The sequence below is a fragment of the Bradyrhizobium sp. USDA 3397 genome, from assembly GCF_054060965.1.
The window spans coordinates 1,924,166-1,949,379 of record NZ_JBSSDS010000001.1; the positions used below are offsets into that span (position 1 = coordinate 1,924,166).

Annotated in this window: 21 protein-coding genes; 12 read left to right on the forward strand and 9 right to left on the reverse strand. The window is 65.3% G+C overall.

What is annotated here, in order from left to right; all coding sequences use genetic code 11:
- Positions 1-22 precede the first annotated feature (22 nt).
- From thrS to ACVWYQ_RS09145, 3 genes are all read left to right on the forward strand, one after another.
- Complete coding sequence (gene thrS, locus ACVWYQ_RS09135; RefSeq protein ID WP_404651141.1) at positions 23-2,065, forward strand: threonine--tRNA ligase; 2,043 nt, start codon at positions 23-25, stop codon at positions 2,063-2,065.
- A gap of 92 nt (positions 2,066-2,157) precedes the next feature.
- Complete coding sequence (locus ACVWYQ_RS09140) at positions 2,158-2,721, forward strand: nitroreductase family protein (RefSeq protein ID WP_271544669.1); 564 nt, start codon at positions 2,158-2,160, stop codon at positions 2,719-2,721.
- A 62-nt stretch (positions 2,722-2,783) separates the two neighbouring features.
- Positions 2,784-4,052 (forward strand): serine hydrolase domain-containing protein, encoded by a 1,269-nt coding sequence (locus tag ACVWYQ_RS09145; RefSeq protein ID WP_404651139.1) that lies wholly within the window; start codon positions 2,784-2,786, stop codon positions 4,050-4,052.
- Here ACVWYQ_RS09145 and ACVWYQ_RS09150 read toward each other — a convergent pair.
- From ACVWYQ_RS09150 to ACVWYQ_RS09160, 3 genes are all read right to left on the reverse strand, one after another.
- Entirely contained in the window at positions 4,038-6,500 is a 2,463-nt protein-coding gene (locus ACVWYQ_RS09150; RefSeq protein ID WP_456725581.1) for a putative bifunctional diguanylate cyclase/phosphodiesterase, read from the reverse strand. The two genes, ACVWYQ_RS09145 and ACVWYQ_RS09150, sit on opposite strands and share 15 nt — an antisense overlap.
- A 1,026-nt stretch (positions 6,501-7,526) precedes the next feature.
- Positions 7,527-7,766: a hypothetical protein gene (locus tag ACVWYQ_RS09155; RefSeq protein ID WP_244941448.1), complete on the reverse strand. Its 240-nt coding sequence runs from the start codon at positions 7,764-7,766 to the stop codon at positions 7,527-7,529.
- Between the two features lie 318 nt (positions 7,767-8,084).
- A complete protein-coding gene (locus ACVWYQ_RS09160; RefSeq protein WP_271544676.1) occupies positions 8,085-9,158 on the reverse strand; it encodes a hypothetical protein in 1,074 nt (357 codons plus the stop codon).
- 247 nt (positions 9,159-9,405) lie between these two features.
- Between ACVWYQ_RS09160 and ACVWYQ_RS09165 the strand changes: the two genes are divergently transcribed.
- Complete coding sequence (locus ACVWYQ_RS09165; RefSeq protein ID WP_036015237.1) at positions 9,406-10,479, forward strand: patatin-like phospholipase family protein; 1,074 nt, start codon at positions 9,406-9,408, stop codon at positions 10,477-10,479.
- Here the strand turns inward: ACVWYQ_RS09165 and ACVWYQ_RS09170 are convergent, their stop codons facing one another.
- Both ACVWYQ_RS09170 and ACVWYQ_RS09175 read right to left on the reverse strand, forming a co-directional pair.
- Positions 10,480-10,908 carry a CBS domain-containing protein gene (locus tag ACVWYQ_RS09170; protein ID WP_225124846.1) on the reverse strand — a complete coding sequence of 143 codons (429 nt, stop codon included), beginning with the start codon at positions 10,906-10,908 and terminating at the stop codon, positions 10,480-10,482.
- A gap of 188 nt (positions 10,909-11,096) precedes the next feature.
- Positions 11,097-11,915 (reverse strand): rhomboid family intramembrane serine protease, encoded by an 819-nt coding sequence (locus tag ACVWYQ_RS09175; protein ID WP_157280629.1) that lies wholly within the window; start codon positions 11,913-11,915, stop codon positions 11,097-11,099.
- Positions 11,916-12,225: 310 nt separating this feature from the next.
- Here ACVWYQ_RS09175 and ACVWYQ_RS09180 point away from each other — a divergent pair, with 310 nt between their 5' ends.
- The 4 genes from ACVWYQ_RS09180 to ACVWYQ_RS09195 all read left to right on the forward strand — a co-directional run bounded on the left by ACVWYQ_RS09180 (position 12,226) and on the right by ACVWYQ_RS09195 (position 15,533).
- A complete protein-coding gene (locus ACVWYQ_RS09180) occupies positions 12,226-12,528 on the forward strand; it encodes a GIY-YIG nuclease family protein (protein ID WP_271544679.1) in 303 nt (100 codons plus the stop codon).
- A gap of 599 nt (positions 12,529-13,127) precedes the next feature.
- Positions 13,128-13,682 carry a PAS domain-containing protein gene (locus tag ACVWYQ_RS09185; protein WP_404540165.1) on the forward strand — a complete coding sequence of 185 codons (555 nt, stop codon included), beginning with the start codon at positions 13,128-13,130 and terminating at the stop codon, positions 13,680-13,682.
- A gap of 135 nt (positions 13,683-13,817) precedes the next feature.
- Positions 13,818-14,951: a DJ-1/PfpI family protein gene (locus ACVWYQ_RS09190; protein WP_456727132.1), complete on the forward strand. Its 1,134-nt coding sequence runs from the start codon at positions 13,818-13,820 to the stop codon at positions 14,949-14,951.
- A gap of 75 nt (positions 14,952-15,026) precedes the next feature.
- Positions 15,027-15,533, forward strand: coding sequence for a GNAT family N-acetyltransferase (locus ACVWYQ_RS09195; protein WP_271544683.1), 507 nt, complete (start codon positions 15,027-15,029; stop codon positions 15,531-15,533).
- A gap of 386 nt (positions 15,534-15,919) precedes the next feature.
- Here the strand turns inward: ACVWYQ_RS09195 and ACVWYQ_RS09200 are convergent, their stop codons facing one another.
- Positions 15,920-16,384, reverse strand: a complete 465-nt coding sequence (locus ACVWYQ_RS09200; RefSeq protein ID WP_456725582.1) for a phasin — start codon at positions 16,382-16,384, stop codon at positions 15,920-15,922.
- 334 nt (positions 16,385-16,718) lie between these two features.
- On the reverse strand, positions 16,719-18,647 hold the full coding sequence (locus ACVWYQ_RS09205) for a DEAD/DEAH box helicase (protein WP_404540162.1): 1,929 nt from the start codon (positions 18,645-18,647) through the stop codon (positions 16,719-16,721).
- 272 nt (positions 18,648-18,919) lie between these two features.
- Between ACVWYQ_RS09205 and ACVWYQ_RS09210 the strand changes: the two genes are divergently transcribed.
- On the forward strand, positions 18,920-19,660 hold the full coding sequence (locus tag ACVWYQ_RS09210) for a metallophosphoesterase family protein (protein ID WP_271545097.1): 741 nt from the start codon (positions 18,920-18,922) through the stop codon (positions 19,658-19,660).
- 6 nt (positions 19,661-19,666) lie between these two features.
- Here the strand turns inward: ACVWYQ_RS09210 and ACVWYQ_RS09215 are convergent, their stop codons facing one another.
- Positions 19,667-20,089 (reverse strand): VOC family protein, encoded by a 423-nt coding sequence (locus ACVWYQ_RS09215; RefSeq protein WP_404540159.1) that lies wholly within the window; start codon positions 20,087-20,089, stop codon positions 19,667-19,669.
- Positions 20,090-20,114: 25 nt separating this feature from the next.
- On the reverse strand, positions 20,115-21,266 hold the full coding sequence (locus tag ACVWYQ_RS09220) for a zinc-binding dehydrogenase (RefSeq protein WP_456725583.1): 1,152 nt from the start codon (positions 21,264-21,266) through the stop codon (positions 20,115-20,117).
- Positions 21,267-21,462: 196 nt separating this feature from the next.
- On the opposite strand from ACVWYQ_RS09220, the gene ACVWYQ_RS09225 reads away from it, so the two are divergent.
- The 3 genes from ACVWYQ_RS09225 to ACVWYQ_RS09235 all read left to right on the forward strand — a co-directional run bounded on the left by ACVWYQ_RS09225 (position 21,463) and on the right by ACVWYQ_RS09235 (position 25,154).
- Positions 21,463-22,401 (forward strand): acyl-CoA desaturase, encoded by a 939-nt coding sequence (locus ACVWYQ_RS09225; RefSeq protein ID WP_456725584.1) that lies wholly within the window; start codon positions 21,463-21,465, stop codon positions 22,399-22,401.
- A 267-nt stretch (positions 22,402-22,668) separates the two neighbouring features.
- Positions 22,669-23,910: an MFS transporter gene (locus ACVWYQ_RS09230; protein ID WP_404540151.1), complete on the forward strand. Its 1,242-nt coding sequence runs from the start codon at positions 22,669-22,671 to the stop codon at positions 23,908-23,910.
- Positions 23,911-23,987: 77 nt separating this feature from the next.
- Complete coding sequence (locus ACVWYQ_RS09235) at positions 23,988-25,154, forward strand: MFS transporter (protein ID WP_404540148.1); 1,167 nt, start codon at positions 23,988-23,990, stop codon at positions 25,152-25,154.
- Positions 25,155-25,214 lie beyond the last annotated feature (60 nt).

Here is a 25,214-nt window from a genome sequence, read left to right on the forward strand (position 1 = left end):
AGTGAGCCCCAGGAGAAAAGCAATGTCCGACCAGCCCAAGTCCGAGTCCGGCTTCCAGTACAGCCTGTCCAATTTGAAGCCCGTGACCCCCGCGGCCAAGGTCACCCTCACCTTCCCCGACGGCGCCAAGCGTCAGTTCGACAAGGGCATCACCGGCCTCGATATTGCCAAGGGCATCTCGCCGTCGCTGGCCAAGCGCACGGTCGCCATGGCGCTCGACGGCACGCTTGCCGATCTCAACGATCCCATCGAGGCCGACGCTGGAATCGAGTTCGTCAATCGCGACGACCCGCGCGCGCTCGAATTGATCCGGCACGACTGCGCACACGTGCTGGCGGAAGCGGTGCAGACGCTGTGGCCGGGAACCCAGGTCACGATCGGCCCCGTGATCGAGAACGGCTTCTATTACGACTTCTTCCGCAACGAGCCGTTCACGCCGGAAGACTTTGCCGCGATCGAGAAGAAGATGCGCGAGATCATCGCGCGCGACAAGCCTTTCACCAAGGAAGTCTGGGACCGCGAGAAGACCAAGCAGGTGTTCCGCGACAAGGGCGAGGCCTTCAAGGTCGAGCTGGTCGACGCCATTCCCGGCACCGAGCCGATCAAGATCTACTACCAGGGCGACTGGTTCGACCTGTGCCGCGGCCCGCACATGACCTCGACCGGCAAGGTCGGCAATGCCTTCAAGCTGATGAAGGTGGCCGGCGCCTATTGGCGCGGCGACAGCAACAACCCGATGCTGACCCGCATCTATGGTACGGCCTTCGCCAAGCAGGAGGATCTCGACGCCTACCTCAAGCAGATCGAGGAAGCCGAGAAGCGCGACCATCGCAAGCTCGGGCGCGAGCTCGACCTCTTCCACTTCCAGGAGGAAGGTCCGGGCGTCGTGTTCTGGCATCCGAAGGGCTGGACCATCTTCCAGCAGCTGATCGCCTATATGCGCCGTCGCCTGACCGGCGATTACAGCGAAGTCAACGCGCCGCAGATCCTCGACAAGGTGCTGTGGGAGACCTCGGGCCATTGGGGCTGGTATCGCGAGAACATGTTCGCGGCGCAATCGGCCGGCGACGAGGCCGAGGACAAGCGCTGGTTTGCGCTCAAGCCGATGAACTGCCCTGGCCACGTCCAGATCTTCAAGCACGGCCTGAAGAGCTACCGCGACCTGCCCTTGCGCCTCGCTGAGTTCGGCGTGGTGCACCGCTACGAGCCCTCCGGCGCCATGCACGGCCTGATGCGCGTGCGCGGCTTCACCCAGGACGACGCGCACATCTTCTGCACCGAGGATCAGCTCGCCGAGGAGTGCCTGAAGATCAACGATCTCATCCTGTCGACCTATGCCGATTTCGGCTTCACCGGCGACCTCACGGTGAAGCTCTCGACCCGGCCGGAGAAACGCGTCGGCACCGATGCGATGTGGGATCACGCCGAGCGCGTGATGGCGACGGTGCTGCGCGAGATCCAGTCGCAGAACAATCACATCAAGACCGAGATCAACCCGGGCGAAGGCGCGTTCTACGGACCGAAGTTCGAATACGTTCTGCGCGATGCCATCGGTCGCGATTGGCAGTGCGGCACCACGCAGGTCGACTTCAACCTGCCGGAGCGGTTCGGCGCGTTCTACATCGACCATGACGGCGGCAAGAAACCGCCGGTGATGGTGCACCGCGCGATCTGCGGCTCGATGGAGCGCTATATCGGCATCCTGATCGAGCACTATGCCGGCAACTTCCCGCTCTGGCTCTCGCCGGTGCAGGCGGTTGTCACCACCATCACCTCGGAAGGCGACGAATACGCCAAGGTGGTGCTGGAGCAGGCGCGGCGCGCCGGGCTTCGGGCCGAGATCGACCTGCGCAACGAAAAGATCAACTACAAGGTCCGCGAGCACTCGCTGGCCAAGATCCCGGCCCTGCTCGTGGTCGGCAAGAAAGAGGCCGAGACGCATTCGGTCTCGGTCCGCCGGCTCGGCAGCGACGGCCAGAAGGTGATGACCACGGCCGAGGCGATCGCCGCCCTGGTCGACGAGGCGACCCCGCCGGATGTGAAGCGGGCCCGCGGCGCCGTCTGAGCCCTGAATCGATCTAAATTCGCTTCCGGTTGCGGGCGTGCATGCTTATCTCGGCATGGCACGCCCGCCGACCATTTGAAGAGGATATCGCAGTGCCCGACGCCATCGAACTCCTGAAGACCCGCCGCTCGGTCAAGCCGCGCGAGATGACGGGGCCCGGCCCGTCGGCGGCCGAGCTCGAGACCATCCTCACCATCGGGGCGCGCGTGCCGGATCACGGCAAGCTCGCGCCGTGGCGCTTCATCATCTTCGAGGGCGACGCCCGTGCACGGGCCGGCGAGGTGATCGCGCGGGTCTTCGCCAGGAAGAATCCGGGGGCGCCGGCGGCCGACGTCGAGACCGAGCGCAAGCGCCTGATGGACGCGCCGCTGGTGATCGGCATCGTCAGCTTCACCAAGCCGCACCCGAAGGTGCCGGCGTTCGAGCAGGAATTGTCGGCGGGCGCCAGCGCCATGAACATCGTCACCGCCGCCGCCGCGCTCGGCTACGGCGCCTGCTGGCTGACCGGCTGGTTCTCGTTCGACCGCGACGTGCTCGACGGCCTCGGCCTCAAGCCGGATGAGAAGCTCGCCGGCTTCATTCATGTCGGCACGCCGACCAAGCCGAGCGAGGACCGTCCGCGCCCGTCCCTTTCGGACATCGTGACGCGATTTTAATCGATGTTGTGTTGACGCATCGAGCGTCTTGCGGCTTGATCCCGCCGGGGAGGAAGCTGCGGATGAGACGCCGTGAATTTCTGGTCGGGGCAGCCATGCTGGCCGGCACGATGGCGCGAACCCGGGCCGCGGACATCCCCGCCCCCTCGCCCGACGGGCTCGACCGCATCACGGCGTTCTTCGACAACGAGGTGGCAAGCGGCCGGCTGCCGGGCGCCGTTATTTTGGTGCAGCAGCACGGCAAGCCGGTTTATCTGAAGTGCTTCGGCGTGCGCGATACCAGGACCGGCCTTGCGATGACGCCGGACACGATCTTCGCCATCCACTCCATGACCAAGCCGATCACGTGCCTTGGCGCGATGATGCTGATCGACGAGGGCAAGCTTGCGCTGACCGACCCCGTGTCGAAATACATCCCGCTGTTTGCCGAGACCAAGGTCGGCCTCGAGGTGACCCGGCCCGACGGCAAGCTGGAGCTCGACTTCGTCCCACCTGAGCGCCCCGTCAACATCGAGGATCTGCTGCGGCATACTTCGGGCATCAGTTACGATTACATCGGCAGCGAATGGGTCGAGCACGCCTACAAGGCCGCCAATATTTTCGAGGGTCCCTTCAACAACAGGGAGTTCGCCGATCGCATCGCCAAGCTGCCGCTGGCGCGGCAGCCCGGAACGCTGTGGCGCTACGGCCATTCCACCGACGTGCTCGGCAGCGTCATCGAGATCATCTCGGGCCAGACGCTGTACGACTTCCTGAAAGCACGCATCTTCGATCCGCTCGGCATGAACAGCACCAAATTTACGCTCGCGACCGAGGACGAGCTGGCGCGGATGGCGCGGCCGCTGCCGAGCGACTCAATCCTGCTCGCCGGCGAGCGCGACCGCCTGGACCATCCAGAATGGCAATCGGGCGGCGGCGGCCTGCTCTCGACCATCACCGACTATCAGCGCTTCTCGCAGATGCTGCTCAACGGCGGCGAGTTCGAGGGCAGGCGCTATCTCAGCCCCGCCGCGTTCAAGGCCATGACGACCGATCAGATCGGGCCGGGCTCCGGCGTCGGACGCGACTATTTCTATTTTCCGGGCGACGGCTTCGGTTATGGCTACGGCCTTGCGGTGCGCACCGATCCCGGCAATGCAAAACCGCCCCCGCCGGGCTCGCTCGGCGAATTGAAATGGGACTCGGGGAGCGGCACCTATTTCGGCGTCGATCCCAAGCTCGACATGGTCTACGTCATGATGCAGCAGACCCAGAACGAGCGCGGCCGCATTACCCCCGCGTTCAAGGCGCTGGTCTACGATTGCTATCCGCCCGCATTACGCCGCCCGTGAGGTGCGCTGGCCGAAATCGGCGAGGAGCTTTCCGAGCTCGACCGCCGGCCGCGCGGCGCTGAACAGAAATCCCTGCACCTCGTTGCAGCCTTCGGCGCGCAGCCAGTCGAGCTGATCCTCGGTCTCCACGCCCTCCGCGGTCGTGGTGATATTGAGGCTGCGCCCCAAACCCGAGATCGCGCGCACGATCGCACCGCAGTCGGGCCGCTCGGCCAGATCCTTGACGAAGGAGCGGTCGATCTTGATCTTGTCGAACGGAAAGCTGCGGAGATAGCTCAGGCTGGAATAGCCGGTGCCGAAATCGTCCATGGAAATGCCGACGCCGAGCTCGCGTAATTGGTGCAAGGTGGCGACATTGGCGTCGGTCTCGGCCAGGAAAATCGACTCGGTGATCTCGAGCTCGAGCCGCTTCGGCGACAGGCCGGACTGCGCCAGGGCCGAGATCACGACCTGGACCAGGTTGCGGCTGCGGAATTGTGCCGGCGACAGGTTGACGGCGACCTTGACGTCGACGGGCCATTTCACCGCCTCGGTGCAGGCTTCGCGCAGCACCCATTCGCCGAGCTGGGTGATCAGGCCGATGTCTTCGGCGACGGGGATGAACTCCGCGGGCGAGATCATGCCCTTGTCCGGATGACGCCAGCGCAGCAGCGACTCGAAGCCGGAGATGCGGTCGGAGGCGATCGACACCAGCGGCTGATAGTGCAGCTCGAACTCGCCGTTGGCGAATGCCCGGCGCAGATCCAGCTCCATGTCGCGGCGCCTCTGCGCCTGGAGGTCCATCTCACGCTCGAAGAAGTGGTGCACGCCGCCGCCGTCGGCCTTGGCCCGGTACAGCGCCATGTCGGCATTGCGCATCAACTCTTCCGGCGTGGTGCCATCGCCCGGCGACAGCGCGATGCCGACGCTGGCGCCGATCACCATCTCCTGTCCGTCGACGTCGTAAGGCGCCTTCAGCATGTCGATCAGCAGGGACGCGCAGGCGCTGGCCTCGTTCGGCGAGACGTCGGCAGCCAAGATGACGGCGAACTCGTCGCCGCCGAGCCGCGCGGCGAGATTGGTGCCGCGGACCGCAATGGTCAGGCGCTCGGCGACCTGCTTCAACAGGCGATCGCCCACCGGATGACCGAAGGAATCGTTGATGTTCTTGAACAGGTCGAGATCGATGTAGAGCACGCCGACCCGTTTTCCCGCGGCCTGGTCCAGCGCCTGCTTCAGGCGCTCCTGGAAGTGTTCGCGGTTCGGCAGGTCGGTGAGCCCGTCATGATGCGCCATATAGGCGATGCGCGCTTCGGCCTTGCGCCGTTCGGTAATGTCGACCACCGCCACCAGATAGCCGTCGCGCTCGTCGAAGGCGACGCGACGGCCGAAGGTGAGCACCTCGATCTCGCTGCCGTCGGCGCGCAAGTGCCGCCAATTGCGCGAGGAGTGGTAGGCGTCGCCGAGGCGCTCCAGCGCCGCGGCGTGGCTGTCCCACTCGTCCTCCGGCCATATCTCGTGCAGCTTCATGCGCAGGAAGGTCGCGCGGCTGTAGCCGTAGTGCTGGACCGCGGCGTCGTTGACGCTGAGGAACTCCTTGGTCTCTGCGTCGAACACCCACATCGGCATTGGATTGTTGTCGAACAGGAGGCGGAACGAAGCATCGCGCCGCTTCAGGACGGTGACATCGGAGATGGTCAGCGAGACCACGTCGGCAAAGGCCGTGACGCTGAGCCTGAGGTAGCGCCCCTCGCTCTCGAGCTCGAGCTGCTCGCAGCGGCTGCCCGACACGGCCTTGAGCAGGAATTCCATCACCTCGGGCAAGGCCAGCAGCGTGCCGCCTTCGCCGATCCGCCGCCACAACAGGCTTGCGCCTGCAACCTTCAGCAGCTCGCCCGCGCTCTTGTTGTGGTGCACGACCTGAAGGTCGAACGGCTTGCCGGCGGCATCGCGCAGCGTCGCCAGCGAGACCACCGCGTCTTCGGTCGCTGAAAAGATGGCGTCGAGCAGATTGTACTGCGCGCCGCGCTCGTTGACATAGGCGCCGATCAACGTCGCGCCCCAGCGCGAGGACGTCGGCAGCGCCAGCACGTCGTAGGTTCTGACCATTCCGTCGCGCACGCAATGCGCGCTCGCCAGGTGCGGCCGTCCGGCCGCCAGCGCGCTCGCCGCCGCTTCCGACAGCGCCGTGGCGCAATCGGGCGACAGCTCGGCCAGGGGAATGTCCCAGCGCTCCTCGCCGAGCCATTTCTGCACGTAGCGTCCGCTGCGCGACAGCTCGAGCACGCCATCGTTCTTCAAGAGCGCGATGTGGTCTGCAAGCCGCCCGAGACTGCCGAGCATGACGTCCTCGTAGCGCGGCAGCCGCTCGCCCGGCTTCAACGCCGCACGCCATTTGCGCTGAAGCACCGGGATGTCGTCGAACATTTCGGCGGCCGGTTTTCCCGGCATCTTCTTCGCGGCAGTCATTGCAGTCCCCAACGCACTTTCCCGCCGCATCCAATGCAGGCGCGCTTAACGACATGTAAAAAGCGCGCAGGCGCGGGTTCCATTCAGCGATTATGACAGTTTTAAGTCAGGTGTTGGTTAGTGGGCGTTAGAGACTGTGACGGTTGCGCGAAGCTGCTCTCGTGTCCCGGACGCGACGCGTAAGCGGTGCGGCGCAGAGCCGGGACCCAGCAAGGTACAGAACTCGCTGCTACATGGCCCCGGCTCTGCAGCGGCACGAGACGTTCAGGTACACAGCTGCCTCAACACCGTCATTGCGAGCGCAGCGAAGCAATCCAGAATCCCTCCGCGGAAAGACTCTGGATTGCTTCGCTGCGCTCGCAATGACGGAGTGTGTGGTGGGCAGCGCGTTCTTCAATTCGCATTTCGGTCGCGGACACGCCTTCGCATCCTCGCGGCGGACTCGCCCGAGCTTTGCTTCTTGCTCACCCTCATAATTGAAAGAGGGCGCAGGGAAGACCGGGTGCCGGCCGGGCACCCACGGTCCACTGTGCGAAAGGTGGCAACGAAGAATTTGCACAGCGGCATACAGGTGAAGCCAAACATCCGGCCTTCCCTGCGCAGTGGCTTTACGGCTTATGTCGTGCTCTCCCCGGGGAGCGATGCACTATTGCCCCCGTCGCCTTGCGGATGGCTGACGCGTGGGCCCGGTTGGGCCGCTCACATCACCACAAGACTTGGCGCACAGACCCCGGGCGCCAGGACCACACGATTTTGCCGTACGCCGATGACACCGGTCGTATGCGCGAGGTCTTTGCTCACGGCTCTCCGCCCTGCAAACCCTTTCGCGCCAACGCCATCAGCGTCCACCGCCCCCCGACCCGCGTTCGTGACGATCGCGATACGCCCCTCTTCCTTGGGCCGGGTTGCGCGACACATACGCGATTTCCGAATTTCGGTAAAGCGGAATATTTTGGGCCGAGTGCGTTGACCTAGCGCTCGCGTGTTTTGCCCGTCGGGCAACGCAAGGGATGGTGGCCTACCCCGCTAATCCTCGCTGGAGGCCGCCGAGCGGTTGCGCAAATAGGCCTGGGACAGCAGGAAGAACAACGCGCGTTCGCCCTGATATTTGGCGGACGGGCGCGTGCGCTCGAAGCCGTCGGCAAATATCTTGCCGGACTGGTCGCACACCTGCCACCGCCAGCCGAACCGCTTGCGCCTGGTGAGGATCACTTCGAACATGCCGACAAGCCTGGTCCCCTGCTCCATGCCGGTCCTGCAAGGCATGAGCCTGCTCCGGCTTCCCCCGTTGGACGGACGCCAGACATATAGCGCAGCAGGATGGAAAGAGAATAAAATTGATGATCGGAAATACGTACCGTCCACGGTCGTAAGCAAGACGCGCTGCTGCCGGAATAAGCCGATGCCGCCGGTGCTTCTTGGCCCCCTCCACGCAATGATGACGCTACCAGTGTTCACAACAGAACACAGAGAGGGGCCCGAGGTTACCTGGCAGAAACGCGCTGAAGGTGACGGTAACAGAAGATGCACAGCCGTGCGCGCGATGAGAATCGTCGTGCCGGAGCCTCTCGCCGCCGGCTGGCCTTAGCGCGCGATGACCTCGACTTCGCCGTCGACGCCGTTGACGACGTTGAATCCGCGCTCGTAGACCTTGCCCTCGTTCTTGGCGATGGCGCGGTACTCGCCTTCGGACAGCACGACGCGCGGGAACGCGCCGATCGATTCCTTGATGACGTCGCCGCCCGGGGTCAGCACCGACCAGGCGGTGTTGGCGAGCGCCTCGCCGCCCCTGTCGCTGACCAGCTTGAGCGTGATGACGGCGGCGCGGTGGGTGATGGTGACGTCGGTGAGCTTGCCGGCCTGGACCCGGATGTCCGAGCGCACCACCGAATTGGCATCGCCGTAGTTGGAGACGATGTAATAGGTGCCCTCCGGGATCAGCACGACGTCGCCGGCGGCGACGTTCGGCACCAGGGACGCGCGCTCGCCCGATTCGAACTGGCTGCCCTTGTAGATCGCGAAGGAGATCTGGTTCTGCGGAATTCGGCTGGTACCAACGCGGCCCTCGATGCGCAGGCCGCCGGCCGGCAGCACGAAGGATTCGCGATTGGTCTCCGACTTCAGGCTGACGGTGCGCACCGCGCTGACGAGGCCGAAGGCGACGTGGACGACATAATTGCCGGGCGGCAGCACGATGTTCGGCGTCCCGCTGCGGTCCTCGCGGATCAGCTTGAAGGTGCCGTTCTCGTCGGGCCGGTCGGCAAATACGCGCCAGACCAGGCCGCTGGTGATCGGGGCCGAGTCTTTGCCGTACTTCGCCGTCAGCGACAGCACGCCCTGTCCGGGCACGGCCGCATTCAGCGGGGCGGCGGGCGGCACGGTCGAGACCGCGGGCGGTGGCATGCTGGGGGTCGCCGGCTGCATCAGGGTCGGCGGCAGGCTTGAGGGTCCCGCGCCCAGCCCGGAGGGCGGCGCCAGGCTGACAGCGTTGCCTGGGTCGGGCACCGAGGCCGGCGGGACCGGCGGCGGACGATCCGAGAAAAGCTGCGCCTGGGCGGCATTTCGGCCGGAAGTAAAGAGGCATACGGCAAGGATCAGCGCCGGCAGCAGCCTGCCGCTGCGCCGCCATCCGCTGATGCCGTCACCCCCGCGTGTCATACTCCCTGCTTTTCACCGAAAACGCGGCAAATTCAAGCCTCTGAAACCCCAGGAAAGACGGCCCTAGACCTTCGGTGGAACCGGCTTGACGGCTGCGTGATTAGCCCCTTGGCAACTGGCCCTCGCCATATTCCTGCCCCGTGCCCTTTCCAAAGCGGCATAAACCATGCTTCGCGCCTGATATGGCGGAGCGCAAATGCGATGCCTAGTCTGACGATGCGGGCTGGCCCGGCGTAGGAGAGTTTCGGTGCTGGACAGATTGAAAGGCCGGGGCGCGAACGGCTCGAACGGCGAGAAAGTGGGCGAAAAAGTCGGCGAAAAAGTTGGCCTGGGCAGCATCCGCCGGCCGGTGATCGGCCTTGCCCTCGGCGGCGGCGCGGCGCGCGGCTTTGCCCATATCGGAATCCTGAGGACCCTGATTGCCAATGGAATCGTGCCCGATGTCGTGGTCGGCACGTCGATCGGCGCCGTGGTCGGCGGCCTCCACGCGGCCGGCCGGCTCGATACGTTCGAGGAATGGGGGCGCAGCCTGCAAGGGATGCGCAACATTCTCGGCTATCTCGATATCCGTCTCAACGGCTCCGGCCTGCTCGGTGGCGAGAAGCTCGCGACCCGGCTCGAGGAGGCGATCGGGCAGATCCTGATCGAGGATCTGCCCATCAAGTTCGCGAGCGTCGCGACCGAGGTTCGCACCGGCCACGAGATCTGGCTGACGCGCGGCCGCGTGGTCGATGCCATGCGCGCGTCCTACGCCCTGCCCGGCATCTTCGCGCCCGTGCTGATCGGCGACCGCTGGCTGGTCGACGGCGCGCTGGTGAACCCAGTGCCGGTCTCGGCCGCCCGCGCGCTCGGCGCCGAAATCGTCATCGCCGCAAATCTTTCCAGCGACATCTTCACCCATTCCACCACGATCTATTCGCACGGCGCGGTGCCCGCCCCGGTCGTACCGGTGGCCGAGGAGCCGACGGCGAAGCGGCGCTTCCCGCGCCTGTTCTCGCCCGAGAAGACGATGAAGCGCGAGTTCTTCGGCGGTAACGGCCGGCCCGGCATCTCCTCGGTGATGGTGGACGCCTTCAACATCATGCAGGACCGCATCACCCGCGCCCGTCTCGCCGGCGATCCGCCCGACATGCTGATTACGCCGCGGGTCGGCCAGTTCGGCTGGTTCGACTTCCACCGCTCCGAAGACCTGATCGCACATGGCACGCGCGCTGCGGAGCGTGCGCTGGAGTCCATCCAGGAGGCGATCCACGTGTTGGCGCCGGCGCCCGCGGGCATCGCGCCGAAAGCGGACGAGCCGAAAGCGGGAGACTTGGCCTGATCAGGCAGTCTTGATGTAGTCGCGCAGGGCTTCCTGCTCGCTCTCGTATTCCTGGACGCGGCGCTTGACGATGTCGCCGATCGAGATCAGGCCGACCACCTTGCCGTTGTCGATCACGGGCAGATGACGGAACTTGCCGGTCGTCATCATCTCCATGAGCTCGGCGACGGTGTCGGTCTCCTTGCAGGTCACGACCTTTCGGGTCATCACCTCCGAGACTGGCGCCTCCAGCACGCCGGCGCCGCGCTCGCCGAGCACGCGCACAATGTCGCGCTCCGACAGGATGCCCTCGAGCCGGCTCTGGCTCATAACCAGCACCGCGCCGATCTTCTTTTCAGCCAGCAGCTTGATCGCGTCCGCCAGCTTGGCGTCGGGCTCGACGCTCATGATCTGGTGGCCCTTGGTGTTCAGAATGGAACGTACCGTCATCGTCGCCTCCCTGAATCCGAGCCGTCCGCCTTTGGCGGTTCGGACTTGTTCGCGAGTCTTCAACTAACAGTTACAGCGCCGGTTTCACGCTCGTGCACTTTGCGAAGCATCGTCGCTAAGAACGTGTCGCTTCGGAACATTCTTCGCGGGAATGATGGATGAATTCGGGCCGCGTCGCAAGCGCCGCTTCAGATTCGGTCTGAAACGTCCCGTGATGACGCATCCGCAGCATCGCTTCGCACGCGCGGCACGGGATCGAACAGCGCGAACAACAACAGGCCGGCGAAGAAGCCGCCGATATGCGCCTGCCAGGCCACGCTCGTGGTTTCCGCATCGATGCCGATCGCGCCCACGCCGAAGATGATGTTGACGCCGAACCACACGGCGAGGAAGCCGACCACCCGCCCGTCGCGCAGCGCGCGCGACAGCGGCAGCGCCGGAACTTTCGCGGCGGTATCGGCATCCGATCGGCTGAACGACAGGAAGCTGCCGCGGACGAAGGCAAAGCGCATTGCGGCGGCCATCGCGCCCGACACCGAGGCCGAGGCGCCGATCATCGGCGCCACCGCATGCTCATGGGTGATGAGATGGGCGAGCGCGCCGGCCGCCGCCGTCACGGCCAGGAAGACGAAGAACCTGACGGTGCCGAAACGCCGCGCCAACGCGCTGCCGAACGGCAAGAGCCACAGCACGTTGAAGCCGAGATGGGTGAGATTGGCGTGCAGCAGCGAATAGGTGACGAAGGTCCAGACCTTCGCCCCCGCCCCGCCCGGGATCTGCAGATTGAGCAGCGAGGAATCGTAGCGCTTCGGGATGAAGCCGAAGACGTCGATGGTCCAGTTGTCGAGCTCGGGCGGTAGCAGCACGCGCAGATGGATCGCCGCCAGCAGCAGGATATAGGCGGTCAGCGCCGGAGGCAGCGTCAGGATCGGCTCGCGCGGAGCCTCCACGACGGCCGGCGGGCCCGGCTGAGGACCTTGCGGCGACGAATCTTGCGGGGAATCCAAGGCAGCTTCGCTTTCGGGCGACATCGGGGCGACAGGCTTGGAGATAGGCGCCTTTGCCGTCCCTGCGCAAGTGCACAAAAGGAAATCATGCAGGCTGTATCGTTCGCTGGCAGGCAGATTGGGTCCCGGCTCTGCGCAGCAGCGTTAAGGCGCTGCAGCGCGTCCGGGACACGGAGCACTCGCCGGGTCGAGCCTGGTTTCGTGTCCCGGACAAGGCGCGGCACGCAGTGACGCGCCGCAGAGCCGGGACCCAGTTGGCGGCAAGCTCAAGCCATGCAATTTTAGGTAGTTCAACTCCCGAGCTTCCCCAATGCAACCCGCCTTCTTTGTTTACATCCTTGCGAGCAAGCGAAACGGCACGCTGTATGTTGGCGTCACCAACGATCTCGCCCGCCGGATGGTCGCCCATAAGGCAAAGCTCGTGCCTGGGTTCACGAAACAGTACGGGGTCACCCTGCTCGTCTATTTCGAAAGCTACGGATCGATCCTCGAAGCACGGGCACGCGAGCACTCGCTGAAGCGATGGCGGCGCGCCTGGAAGCTGAAGCTGATCGAGGACATCAATCCGGACTGGCGGGATCTGACGGATGAACTGAGCTCTTTGGCTGAGTAACTGGGTCCCGGCTCTGCGCAGCAGCGCTAAGGCGCTGCAGCGCGTCCGGGACACCAGGCCCCCCGATGCGAACCGGTTTCGTGTCCCGGACAAGGCGCGGCACGAAGTGACGCGCCGCAGAGCCGGGACCCAGATTTCTCTGTCGAGTGCAACATGGGCCGGCTCTGCAGCGCATCACTGAAGGAGTGCTGCGCTGCGTCCGGGGCTCACGAACTAGCCGACAAAAGGAAAAGGCAGGGCCCTGGGAAAGCCCTGCCTGTCCGTGTCGGTCTTCCGATGGCCGGAGAGATAAGGCGTATCCCCACCCCTCCCCGCGGCCCGTGACCAAACTGTTTGACGCCCTGTACAGGCCCCGCCGAGAACCTGGAGAAAGCGGCGAGGCTTGCGACCGCGGTCACCATAGCAGGCGCGCGGCCGGCACGAAGCGCATAGTTAATTTAACGTTAACGACGCAAAGGCCGGCCCAAGAAGCCTGAAAACGCGCCGGCGGCATGGACGCTGCAAATCCCCTCCTGCACAACAACAGAAGGGATCGCGGGTGCACTGAAGCGGGACAAGTCTGTCCCTTCGAGGTTGCACCCCGGGGCGAGCGTTCAGTCATGAAACATCAGTCGAGCCGCGCGTTCTTCGCGTATTGGGACAAGCAGCGCGGCACTGCACGGGCTCCTGACCGGGGCGACATCGACCCGGCCGCGGTCCGCGGCCTGCTCGGCGACATCTTCGTGCTGTCCTGCGAGCCGAACCTCGGCTTCCCGTTCCGCGTCGCCGGCACGCGCGTCTGCGCGCTCGCGGGAACCGACCTCAAGGACCGCAGCTTTGCGGCGCTGTTCACAGAGGCCAGCCGCAGCGAGATCGAGGAGATCACGACGATCGTCGCCGACGAGACGCTGGGCGCGATCGCCGGCGTCACCGCCGCGCGCGAGGACGGCAGCAAGGCGCATCTCGAGCTCCTGCTGCTGCCCTTCAACGCCCGCCCGCATACGCCGGTCAGCGTCACCGGCGTGCTCGCGCCGTTCGACGACGAATGTGGCACGTTGTCCGCCTTCACCCTCACTTCCTGGCGCTACCTGCACCAGCCGGAGAAACTCCTGCCGCGCGCCATCCGCAAATTGCAGATCGCGCGCGGGCTGATGGTGTATGAGGGGCTGCGATAGAGCCCCTGCAGACGTGCGGCGATCCTGCGATGGATCGTCGCGCAGCGTGACCGTTTTTGCCGGATTTGCGTCATTCCTGACGTCGATGCGACCGGATAGCTTCCGCGCCGCGTGAGACGAGCGGGTGACATCATGATGAGCTGGCGCAATCTAGCGTGGACTGCCCTCGGCGGCATGACATTGCTGGTAGGGATCGGCGCGACCTGGCTGCTCCTGCTGCCAGCCGCGCCAGCCTCGGGAACCGCGCCTGCGATTTCCAGAGACGAAACCGAATCGACCCTGGCGGCGCTGAAACCGCCGAAACGCAAGCGCCCCTTAATCGCCATCGTCGGCATCAACGACATGAGCGAGACCACCGATTACCTGATGCCCTACGGCATTCTCGCCCGCGCCGACGTCGCCGACGTCCTCACCTTGTCGACGCAGAAAGGGCCCGTCACGCTCTATCCCGCCCTCAAGGTGCAGCCGCATGCGACCATCGCCGAGTTCGATGCCGCGTACCCCGATGGCGCCGACTATGTCATCGTGCCGGCGATGAGCCGCGACGACGACGCAACGGTCTTGCACTGGATCAGGAGCCAAGCCGGCAAGGGCGCGATCGTGATCGGCGTCTGCGTCGGTGCCACGGTTGTTGCCAACACCGGGCTGCTCGACGGCAAGCGGACCACGACGCACTGGTATTCCGTGGGCGACCTGAAGAAGCATGCGACGATCCGCTACGCGGCGGACCGCAGGCTGGTCGTCGACCAGGGCGTCGCGACGACCACCGGCATCACCGCATCCATGCCGATGGCCCTCACCTTGATCGAGGCGATCGCCGGCCGCGCCAAGGCCGAGGCGGTCGCCGGCGACATCGGCCTTGCGCGATGGGATGCTCGCCACCGCAGCGACGCGTTCAGCTTCACACGCCCCTTCGCGCTGACGGCGATCGCAAACACGCTCGCATTCTGGAAGCGCGAGCAACTCGGCATCGCGTTGACGCCTGATGTCGACGAGGTCTCGCTCGCCCTGATCGCCGATGCGTGGTCGCGCACCTACCGCTCGCGCGCCCTCACCTTCGCCGCCACGGCAGAGGCGCGGACCAGCCGCAGCGGTCTTCGCATCCTGCCGGACCGCATTGCCGGGAGTTGGCCGGCGGAGCAGGCCATGCCGGATTCCGGCGCCTCGCCGCCGGCGCGGGCGCTGGACGAAACGCTGCGCGCGATCGAGACGCGCTACGGAGCACGCACGGCCGACTTCGTGGCGATGCAGCTGGAATATCCGCGATAACGACCGCCAGGATCTTTCCCGCTGCGCGCATCGCCGCGGCGGAATAGACTGGGACACCACGAACGACGGATCGACATGAGCAAGCCGCATTGGCGTCTCGCGCGCGCCTCCGACCTTCCTGCGATCAGCACGATTGCGGCACGCATCCATCCGGCGTTGCCCGAACGCGAAGAGGTGCTGGCGGAGAAGATCAGGCTTTGCCCGGAGGGCTGCGGCGTACTCGATACGGACCAAGGCATCGTCGGCTACGGACTGGCGCATCCCTGGATGCGGTACCGGATTCCGCCGCTCGACGGCTTTCTGCAGGAATTGCCTGATGGCGCGGACTGTCTCTACATCCACGATGTCGCCGTACTGCCGGATTTCCGCGGCGGCGTTATGCGCGCTTATGTCGCCGATATCGAGAAGCTGGCGCGTGCATCACGCATCGCAACGCTCGCGCTGGTCTCGGTCCACGGCACGCCGCCGCTATGGGAACGCATGGGCTTTCGGGCTGTGACGGCCGACGCCGAGTTGCACGCAAAGCTCGCATCCTATGGCGACGACGCGACCTACATGCTGCGCGAACTTGCCGCGACGTAATGCCCGTCCCCGGGCAAAATTGATCGGATTGCTTCGCAGGACGCCGTCAGGCTGCTTCACGCCGCCCCCGCGCGGAACGACTGCCTGCCCCCGGACTTCCCGTTTCGTAGACCCAGGCCTCCTTGGCAAACCACTCGTGCGTTGCCGCACACATCTCGCAATACGTGCGAGAGAAGAACACTGCACTGCACCGAAATCGTTCGCGGTCCATCTCGATGCCGGTCGAAATGGCTCGGCCCGTTTCCGGGCACTTGATCATCACCATACCCATCTGATTTCCTCCAGCTCGGCATCCCTTCACGGAAAGGCGTCGCCGTTATCAGCCGGACGGCGTCTCTTCTGGCGAAGACGCTCGTCCGCCGATTCACGCGGCCGATAGCCTCGATTCAAGCTGCCCTGTGCAGAACCCGGTTGAAGCTCTTCTTGATCGGCTCGGCCGTCTCGGTCGCAACCTTCTGGGCAAGGTCCCAAAGCTCCCGGTTATGCCCGGAAGCCATTTCAAAGGTCCTGCGGGTGTGGGTGGTGGAGAGGTTCACGACATCCGCAAACGACCTCGCATCGGCGAGCTGGGACAGGAATTCCAGGGTGGAGCTGGTATTGATTTTCGATATTTCGATGACCTTGGTGCCGTAGTCGGCGGCACGCGTGGCATTGGTCGCACAGGCTTCGCGGAAAGCGTCGGTGATCTCCTCGGAAGCCGCCTTCATCTGCTCGAGATTTGCCTTGGCCCGCGCGGCGCCCTGCTCGGCAAGATCGCCGAAGATCTCCTGGATATTGAAAAACGGCACGTCGAACTTGAGCCTTGCACCACCATTCCCACCCGCGGGAGTGGCATTCGTCTCGGCTTTCACATTGGCATCATGCATCGTCATTCCATCCTTTCACGCGAAACCAGATGTTGGATTGAAGACTCTCAGAAGCTCCCGGGTGCGGGCCGCACCGGGAAACCAGTGCCCCTACTCTCAAAATGGAGGGATGCTGCTGATGAGCTGCTCTCGCCCCCTGCCGATGCCAACTATGACAAACCAGGATCGGACCTTCAGTTCGCTTTCAGACTCTCGACTTGATTAAATTCGATTCAAGCGACGACTCGCCGCAGGCGCCGCTCTTGCCGCTTTGTTGCGCCATAGCGCACCGCGCGAGCCTTCGGCGGCGTTAGTCTGGCCGGGGCCGGAAAGCGGCAGATCAGCCCCGACGCTTCTTCTTCGCATTTTTTCCGGGCGCGCCCTTCGCAGGCCACGGCGTGACCGAAGGCTCTGCATGGCCGGGCCTGTTCTTGTTCTTGTGCTTCTTCTTTCCGAAGGAAGGCGCATCGCCGAATTTCGGCGCGCGCTCGCCCTGAGGCTTGCTGCGCGGCTTGAATCCGGCTGCCTCGCGCGGGCGATCCTCGCGCCGTTCATGATGAGCGCCGGCCTCGCGCTGCGGCGCGCGGGAGCGCTCCTGAGGAGCTTCTTGCCGGTGCGGCGCATCCGTCATCGGCTCGATCCGGATGCTGTCTTCCTTGTCGGGACGCTTGATCTTCGCCGCAAAGGATTCGGCGACCCGATTCGAGATCTCGAACTCGGTGGTGGTGTCCATGATCTTGATGGCGCCGATGTCGCGCTTGTCGATGCCGCCGCGGCGACAGATCATCGGCAGCAGCCAGCGTGCTTCCGCGTTCTTGCGCCGCCCGATGGCGGCGCGGAACCAGACGCTGCCCTCCGCCATGGCGTGCTTCGACGATTTCCCAGCCTTCGATCGCGGCTTGGCGCGGTCATCGCCCTCTCCGGATCTATCACGCCCGCGCTCCGGCTTGCCGCTCCGTTCGCCGGGGTCGATGATGTCCTCGGGCGACGGCAGCCGCGCGCGATATAGCCGCGCCAGCGCGGCGGCGATGTCCTCGGCCGAGCGCTCCGCCAAGAGCGCTTGCGCCAGAGCCAGATCGTCGGGAGTGGTCTCCTCCGTGAACAGCACGTCCTTCATGCGTGCGTGATCGAGCTTGCGGATGTCATCCGCCTGCGGCGCCGTTCCCCACACCGCGTCGATCCCAGAGAGATCGAGCAACAGCTCGGCGCGCCGTCGCCGCGCGGGCGGCACCAACAGGACGCTCGTCCCCTTCCGGCCCGCGCGCCCGGTGCGGCCCGAGCGATGCTGCATGACTTCGGCGTCGTTGGGCAAATCGGCATGGATGACGAGGTCGAGGCTCGGCAGGTCGATGCCGCGGGCGGCAACGTCGGTCGCAACGCAGACGCGGGCGCGGCCGTCGCGCAGCGACTGCAGCGCCAGGGTGCGTTCGTTCTGAGTCAATTCACCCGACAGCGCGACCACCGAAAAGCCGCGCTCCAGGAGCGCGGCTTGCAAATGCCTGACGGCATCGCGCGTGCTGCAGAACACCAGCGCGCTCGGCGCTTCGTAGAAGCGCAGCACGTTGACGACGGCATGCTCGACGTCGGCGGGCGCGATGCGGATCGCGCGGTATTCGATATCGGCGTGGCCGCCCTCGTCGCCGGCGACCTCGATCCGGAAGGCGTCGCGCTGATATTGCCGCGCCAGCGCGACGATGCCGCGCGGAAACGTCGCCGAGAACAGCAAGGTGCGGCGCGTCTGCGGTGTGGTCTCGAGGATGAATTCCATGTCCTCGCGAAAACCGAGATTGAGCATCTCGTCGGCCTCGTCGAGCACGACCGCGGCGAGTTCGGAGATGTCGAGGCGGCCGCGCCGCAGATGATCGCACAGACGCCCGGGCGTACCGACAACGATATGTGCACCAGCGGCCAGCTCGCGCTGCTCGCGCCGCGGATCCATGCCGCCAACGCAAGAGACGACACGCCCACCGGCATGCCCATAGAGCCAGGCCAGTTCGCGCTGGACCTGGAGCGCGAGCTCGCGGGTCGGCGCCACGATCAAGGCGAGCGGCGCGGCGGCTGGTGCGAACTGCTCGGCGTCATCGAGGATGTTGTTCGCGATGGCCAAGCCGTAAGCGACGGTCTTGCCGGAACCGGTCTGGGCCGAGACCAGGAGGTCGCGGCCGGTGGCTTCATGGGCGAGCACCGCGAGCTGGACGGGCGTCAGTGAATCATAGTTCCGCTCGGCCAAAGCGCGGGCGAGCGGCGGGGTCAGGGCCGGAGGAGACACGAGATGGGAAACCTTGTTTGATTCAGGCGCGCGAACGGTTGAACCGGCGCCCCGAGCTGCGTGCGCGGCAAACGGCCCGACCGCACGCTGATTTGATCTGGGCGCTCTTTACGCCAAGCGCCGGGAAATCACCATAGCCGTGATGCATGGCTTGACGGCGAGCCGCGCCCGAAGCTTGCGGCGGATTTTTGCGGTCAGCTCGATTAACCTTGATGCAGCGGGATCGGCCTATAGCCGAGCCACGCTCACGTCTGACGATATGGGGAATAAAGATGCGATTGGCGGTCATTTCCGACATCCACGGCAATCTTGCCGCCCTGGAGGCGGTGCTGGCGGATATCAAGACGCGGGGCGTCGATCGGATAGTCAACCTCGGCGACTGCGTCACCAGCCCGTTGTGGCCGAGGGAAACGTTCGAATTCCTTCAATCGCTGTCGTTGCCGACCGTGCGCGGAAATCATGATCGCTGGATCGAGGAGTTTCCGGACGACAAGCTCTCGCCGGCAGGCCTGTTTGCGCGAAACGCACTGACTGCGGAGCAGCGTCGTGCACTTCACAACCTGCCCTCCCAGCTGCGGCTGGACGACGGCATCCTGGCTTGCCATGGCACGCCCGAGAACGATACGGCGTGCCTGCTGGAGGAGGCACTCGACGACGGCCGCTTTGTGCCGGCACGCCGCGACGTGCTGGAAGCACGCCTTGCGAGCGAGCCGGCGGCGCGCGTGGTGCTGTGTGGCCATAGCCACCGCCCGGCCGTCGTTCACGGGCCGCGCGAATGTCTGGTCCTCAATCCCGGCAGCGTCGGATGCCCGGTCTTCGCCGACATTCCCTTTGCCGCGAAACTGGAACACCGCTCGCCTCACGCCCGCTACGCGATCCTCACCAAGGGCAAAAAGGGCTGGCAGGTCGAGCTGCTGGCCCTCGAATACGACTGGGAGGCCGCCTCGGCGCGCGCGCTCGCCAACAACCGTCCGGACTGGGCGCACGCCATGTTGTCGGGATACGTCAAATAGAATTTCTCAGATCTCGGCGTACACCTCCAGCAGATTGCCGTCGGGATCGCGGAAGAACAGCGTGCGATGGCCGAACGGCTGGTTCGTCGGCGGCGACAGCAGCGCCACGCCTTGCCGCACGAGTTCATCGGCACACGCGTCGACCTCGGCGACGGAGACCTTGAAGGCCAGTTGCAGCGAGGCGCTGCCCGGCGGCGTCGGTGCATCACCGGCGGTGCGGCTCGGCCTTGCCAGCGCCAGCGTGTTGCTGCCGAGGCTGTACTCGATCCAGTTCGGCGACAGCTCGCGCGAGAGGGGGAAGGCGAGGACGTCTTCATAGAAGCGGCGCATCGCCGCCATGTCGCGCACGAAGACGACGGTGTAGTCGATCGCGCGGATGGCGTGGAAGGGGGAGCTCCGGTTTGGGTCGGCCGTCTCTTCGTTTGTCATTTCGTCGCTCATCTCGGCTACGTCCTTATTCCACCAGCTCCGGCCACGGCACGATGGTCGACTTCACCGTCTTCATCGCCATCGCGTCCTTCACCGCCTGCGCGACGCCCCCTTCCGTGAACGGGTAGATCGTCTGCATTTTCAGCCACGGGTATTTGTCACGCGTGCGGTAGAGCATGTCGACGCCGAGCGGGAGATCATTGCCGGTGAAGCCCCAGGATCCCAGCACGTTGAGGTCCTTGGTGCAGATGCGGTGCCAGGAGGTGTCGATCGAGCCGGCGTCGGTGAACTGGCCCATCTCGACATAGGTGCCGCCGTCGCGCAGCATCTCGATGCCCTCGAGGCCGGCGGTCGGATGCCCCGAGCAGTCCATCACGAGATCAGCGCCGAAGCCGCCGACGATCTTTCGCACGCGATCGATGCGATCCTGCGGTGACTTCAGCTCGTCGATGTTCACAGTCGCCTCCGCGCCGAACTCGCGCGCCAGCTTGAGCCGCGGCTCCTCCGGCGCGCCGACGCAGATCACGCGCCCCGCGCCCATCTCCCTGGCGGCCGCGACTGCCAAGATACCGATCGGACCGGAGCCCTGGATCACCACGGTGTCGCCCCAGCTGAATCCGCCGGCGCGCGTCGCGCGATTGAAGGCACGGATGCAGGAGGTCAGGGGTTCCGACAGCGCACCCAGACGCAACGACATGTCGTCCGGCAGCTTGTAGATCTTGGTGCCCGGCAGCATGTCGAGATCGACATAGACATATTCGGCCCAGCCGCCCCACAGATGCGGCGCCTTGTCGAAGCCGAGATAGCGGCCGTAATAGACCGGCGTCAGGCACTTGTTCGCGGTTTGCGGATAATGGATGCAGTAATAGCAGCGGCCGCAGGGCATTAGCGGCGGGATCATTACTTTCGAACCGACGCTGAGCGGCTTGCTCATGAAATCTTCGGTGAACTCGTCGCCGCATTCGACGATGACGCCGCCGAGTTCGTGTCCCAGCGTGAACGGCCAGGGCAGCGGCTTCGGCCAATGACCTTTCAAAATATGCAGATCGGTGCCGCAGACCCCGCAGGCGCCGACCTTGATCAGTGCGGCCTTGCGGCCGACCTTCGGCCACGGCACCGTGCGGATGACGGGCTCCGAGCCGGGCCCTGCGTGGGTGCAGACGCGGATCAGTTGCATGGCTGTTTCCTCGCTGCCCGCTTGTTGTGTTTTGATCGTGCGGGCCTGCGATCAACCTATGACAGCCCTGCGACATTGGAAATACCAACGCGGCGCGTTGACACGCCGCAGTTGTGTGAGCAGGCTGCGTGTGCCAAAGCGATGCCTGCTTCGGACCTGCGCGGCTCCTCGCGCCGCTGTCAGCCGGGATCAATCGATGGATTTGCGACCGGGTTCGGAACGAATTTTTGTCGCCTCTGACACCGATCCGTTGGACGGATATGTGCAATGGGCGCCGCAGAAGTCGCTGTGGCTGGCGGGCATGACGGCGGCCGGCATCGCGCTCGGACCAATCTGTTGCTCCTGGTCGGCATTGGCGCTGTTCCTCGCGACCAGCGCCGTCACGCTCTGCGCGGGGCACTCCGTCGGCATGCATCGCAAGCTGATCCATGCGAGTTTCGATTGTCCGCTCTGGCTCGAACATCTCTTCGTCTATCTCGGCACGCTCGTCGGCATGGCCGGGCCGTTCGGCATGATCCGCCTGCACGATTTCCGCGACTGGGCGCAGCGGCAGGGCGCGTGCCATGAGTATTCCCGCCACGGCGCCGGCTTCTGGCGCGATGCCTGGTGGCAATTGCATTGCCGGCTGGTGCTGCGCCATCCGCCGGATTTTCGGCTCGAACCGCGGCTTGCCGGTGACCGGTTCTATGCCTTCATCGAACGCACATGGATGTTGCAGCAATTGCCATGGGCCCTCCTCTTCTTTGCAATCGGCGGGCTGGACTGGCTGGTCTGGGGCATTTGCGTGCGCGTCAGCGTCTGCGTCACCGGCCACTGGCTGGTCGGCCACTTCTCCCACACAAGCGGCGATCAGATCTGGACCGTCGATGGCGTCGCGGCCCAAGGCTACAATGTCCGCCTCGCCGCGCTGATCAGCATGGGCGAGAACTGGCACAACAACCATCACGCCTATCCGGGCTCGGCGAAGCTTGGACTTTTGCCGGGACAGGTCGATCCCGGCTGGTGGCTGATCCGATCACTCGAAGCGATCTGGTTGGTCTGGAATGTCAGGACGCCGCACAACCTGCCGGAACGGCCCGGCTTGCGGCGATTGACCGAGGCGAAGCTGCGCGATGGGGTCGCCGATGCTGCGTGATGATCGCAATGACGGGGCCGATGCGGTACGGGCGCCGTCATTGCGAGGAGCTCTTGCGACGAAGCAATCCAGACCCCTCCGCAGGTGCAGCCTGGATTGCGTCGCTGCCCCGGCTCGACGAGAGCGGGCCGGAGCTCGCAAGGCTTGCACCTGAGATCACGGGGCCTCGTGGCAAGCATGCATGGCTGCTGTTCCACCACACCCAATTGTCTTGAGCGCCGGCCGCCGAGCGTGTAACTCGCCACGAGTCTCACCTCAGGTCATCCCGTGAATCCCCTTCCCCAAAATCCCGTGGCCGCGTCCGGATCGTTCGCGGCGATGAGGTCCGTGCCCTACCGTCTCCAGTTCGTCTCTTACGTGCTGGCGATGATGGCGGACAATATCGAGCATGTGATCAGCTATTGGGTGGTGTTCCAGAAATTTCATTCGCCGACGCTGGGCGGGTTTGCCGTGCTGTCGCACTGGCTGCCGTTCCTGCTGTTCTCCGTCGCGGTCGGCGGCCTCGCCGACCGGTTCGATCCGCGCCGCATCATCCAGTGCGGCATGCTGCTGTTCATCGTCGCCTCCGCCGGTTGGGGCTACTTCTTCCTTACCGATAAGATCCAGATGTGGCACGCGATGCTGCTTCTGGTGATCCATGGCTGCGCCGGCGTGCTCTGGCAGACCCCGAACCAGCTCTTGCTCTATGACCTGGTCGGCCCGGCCGATCTGCCGAGCGCGGTGCGGCTGAACGCGATGGCGCGCTATCTCGGCATCCTGGTCGGACCTGCGGTCGGCGGCATCATCATGCTGACGCTCGGTCCCTCGCACGGCATCATCTTCAACACGCTGTTTTATCTGCCGATGCTGCTCTGGCTGTTCTGGGCCCCGATCAGGGACAAGAGCGTGGCGGCGCATCGCTTCGCGGTGCGAGGCCTTGCCGACATCGTGCTCACCATCCGCGCGATCGGCACCCAGCCGGTGCTGTTGGCGATGACGTGGCTCGCCGGCCTCACCTCCTTCATGATCGGCAACGCCTATCACGCCCAGATGCCGGGCTATGCCGGCGATCTCGGCCATGGCGATCCCGGCGTCTCCTATAGCGTGCTGCTCGCCGCGGACGCGGCCGGCGCATTGCTGGCCGGCATCGCGCTGGAATCCTGGGGACGGCTGAAGGGCACCCCGCGCACCGCGATCACGCTGGCGATGCTGTGGAGCGTGGCGCTGCTCGGCTTCGCGCTCGTGCCGGTCTATCCGGTCGCGATCGCGCTATTGTTCTTCGCGGGCTTCTTCGAGCTCTCGTTCAACACCATGGCGCAGGCGCTGGTGCAGCTCAACGCGCCGCACGACATCCGCGGCCGCGTCGTCGGCCTCTACAACATGGCCGGGCTCGGCATGCGGGCCTTCAGCGGCATCACGATCGGGGTAGCCGGTGCGGCGATCGGCATCCACTGGTCGCTCGGGCTCTCGGCCGCGGTGCTGCTGGCGCTGCTGTGCCTGCTGTATCAGCGCGCGGCGAAGCGGGCGTGAGGGCGCAGCGCTACGACACTGCCGATTGACTCCGGCGTCTCCCCACCGCACGCTCGAGACTTGTGGGAGATGAGGCATTGCGCAATCGCTGGGGCATTCTTGCGATCCTGTTCGTCGTGCGCCTCACCATCGCGTTCCAGTTTCAGAGTGTTGCGGCGGTCGCGCCGCTGCTGCAACAGACCTTTGGCGTCGGCCTTGCCGATATCGGCATCCTGATCGGGCTGTATTTCACGCCGGGAGTCGTGCTGGCGCTGCCCGGCGGCGCAATCGGCCGCGCGCTCGGCGACAAGCCGACGACCATCGCCGCGCTGCTGCTGATGACGGCAGGCAGCCTCGTCATGGCCACCGCCGACGTCTGGGGCTGGCAGATGGCGGGCCGGCTCGCCTCCGGCGCCGGCGGAGTGCTGCTGACGGTGCAGCTCACCAAGATGGCCGCGGACTGGTTCGCAGGCAAGGAGATCGCCACCGCGATGGCGATCTTCGTCAATTCCTGGCCGGCCGGCGTTGCGATTTCGCTGCTGGTCCTTCCAGCAATCGGCACCGCCCATGGCGCAGGCGCCGTCTTCCTGTCCGTGGGCGCATTGACCGCGATCGGCATTCTGCTGGTCGCGTTCTACCAGCCGCCATCCGGAGCTGCCGTCAGCGCCGCCGGCTCGAGCCGGCTCGATCCGCTCGCCCTGCTCGCGGTGGTCGTCGCCGGCGTGATCTGGGGCCTCTATAATGTCGGCTTCGCCATGATCTTCTCGTTCGGCCCGACGTTCTTGGCCGAGCGCGGTTGGAGCATCGCCGCGGCAGGCTCGGCGATCAGCATCGTGATGTGGTTGTCGGTCATTTCTGTTCCGGCAGGCGGCTTTCTCGCCGATCGCTTCAAGCGACCTTTTATGCTGGCGATCGCGGCCAGCCTACTTGTGGCCGTGCTGCTGGCCTGGCTGCCGCGATCGGACTGGGTGATCACAATTCTGGTCCTGATCGGCCTCATCGGGGGCCATCCCGCCGGCCCAATCATGAGCCTCGCCGCCCGCGTGCTTGTCCCGGAGACCAGGGCGATCGGAATGGGCGTGTTCTACACGCTATTCTATGCCGCAATGATGCTCGGTCCCGCCCTGGCCGGGCGGCTCGCCAAATCGGCCGGGAGCGCGGCGGTCGCGCTCGACCTCGGCGCACTGACGGTGCTTGCGTGCCCGCCCCTGGTGTGGCTTTTCGAGCGCATCGTGTCTGTCCGCAACCGGCGCGCCCGATCCTAACGCGGCATTAACCCTGTGCACCTTAGGGTCGCAAGGACTCCGCCCGGGCGGGGGGTCGGG

Coding starts and splice junctions, on each gene's coding strand:
- ACVWYQ_RS09185 (WP_404540165.1), top strand. CDS start 13,128: ATGAAACATCAGTCGAGCCGCGCGTTCTTCGCGTATTGGGACAAGCAG.
- thrS (WP_404651141.1), top strand. CDS start 23: ATGTCCGACCAGCCCAAGTCCGAGTCCGGCTTCCAGTACAGCCTGTCC.
- ACVWYQ_RS09170 (WP_225124846.1), bottom strand. CDS start 10,908: ATGACGGTACGTTCCATTCTGAACACCAAGGGCCACCAGATCATGAGC.
- ACVWYQ_RS09210 (WP_271545097.1), top strand. CDS start 18,920: ATGCGATTGGCGGTCATTTCCGACATCCACGGCAATCTTGCCGCCCTG.
- ACVWYQ_RS09215 (WP_404540159.1), bottom strand. CDS start 20,089: ATGACAAACGAAGAGACGGCCGACCCAAACCGGAGCTCCCCCTTCCAC.
- ACVWYQ_RS09195 (WP_271544683.1), top strand. CDS start 15,027: ATGAGCAAGCCGCATTGGCGTCTCGCGCGCGCCTCCGACCTTCCTGCG.
- ACVWYQ_RS09150 (WP_456725581.1), bottom strand. CDS start 6,500: ATGACTGCCGCGAAGAAGATGCCGGGAAAACCGGCCGCCGAAATGTTC.
- ACVWYQ_RS09220 (WP_456725583.1), bottom strand. CDS start 21,266: ATGCAACTGATCCGCGTCTGCACCCACGCAGGGCCCGGCTCGGAGCCC.
- ACVWYQ_RS09190 (WP_456727132.1), top strand. CDS start 13,818: ATGAGCTGGCGCAATCTAGCGTGGACTGCCCTCGGCGGCATGACATTG.
- ACVWYQ_RS09225 (WP_456725584.1), top strand. CDS start 21,463: ATGGATTTGCGACCGGGTTCGGAACGAATTTTTGTCGCCTCTGACACC.
- ACVWYQ_RS09160 (WP_271544676.1), bottom strand. CDS start 9,158: ATGACACGCGGGGGTGACGGCATCAGCGGATGGCGGCGCAGCGGCAGG.
- ACVWYQ_RS09155 (WP_244941448.1), bottom strand. CDS start 7,766: ATGCCTTGCAGGACCGGCATGGAGCAGGGGACCAGGCTTGTCGGCATG.
- ACVWYQ_RS09180 (WP_271544679.1), top strand. CDS start 12,226: ATGCAACCCGCCTTCTTTGTTTACATCCTTGCGAGCAAGCGAAACGGC.
- ACVWYQ_RS09145 (WP_404651139.1), top strand. CDS start 2,784: ATGAGACGCCGTGAATTTCTGGTCGGGGCAGCCATGCTGGCCGGCACG.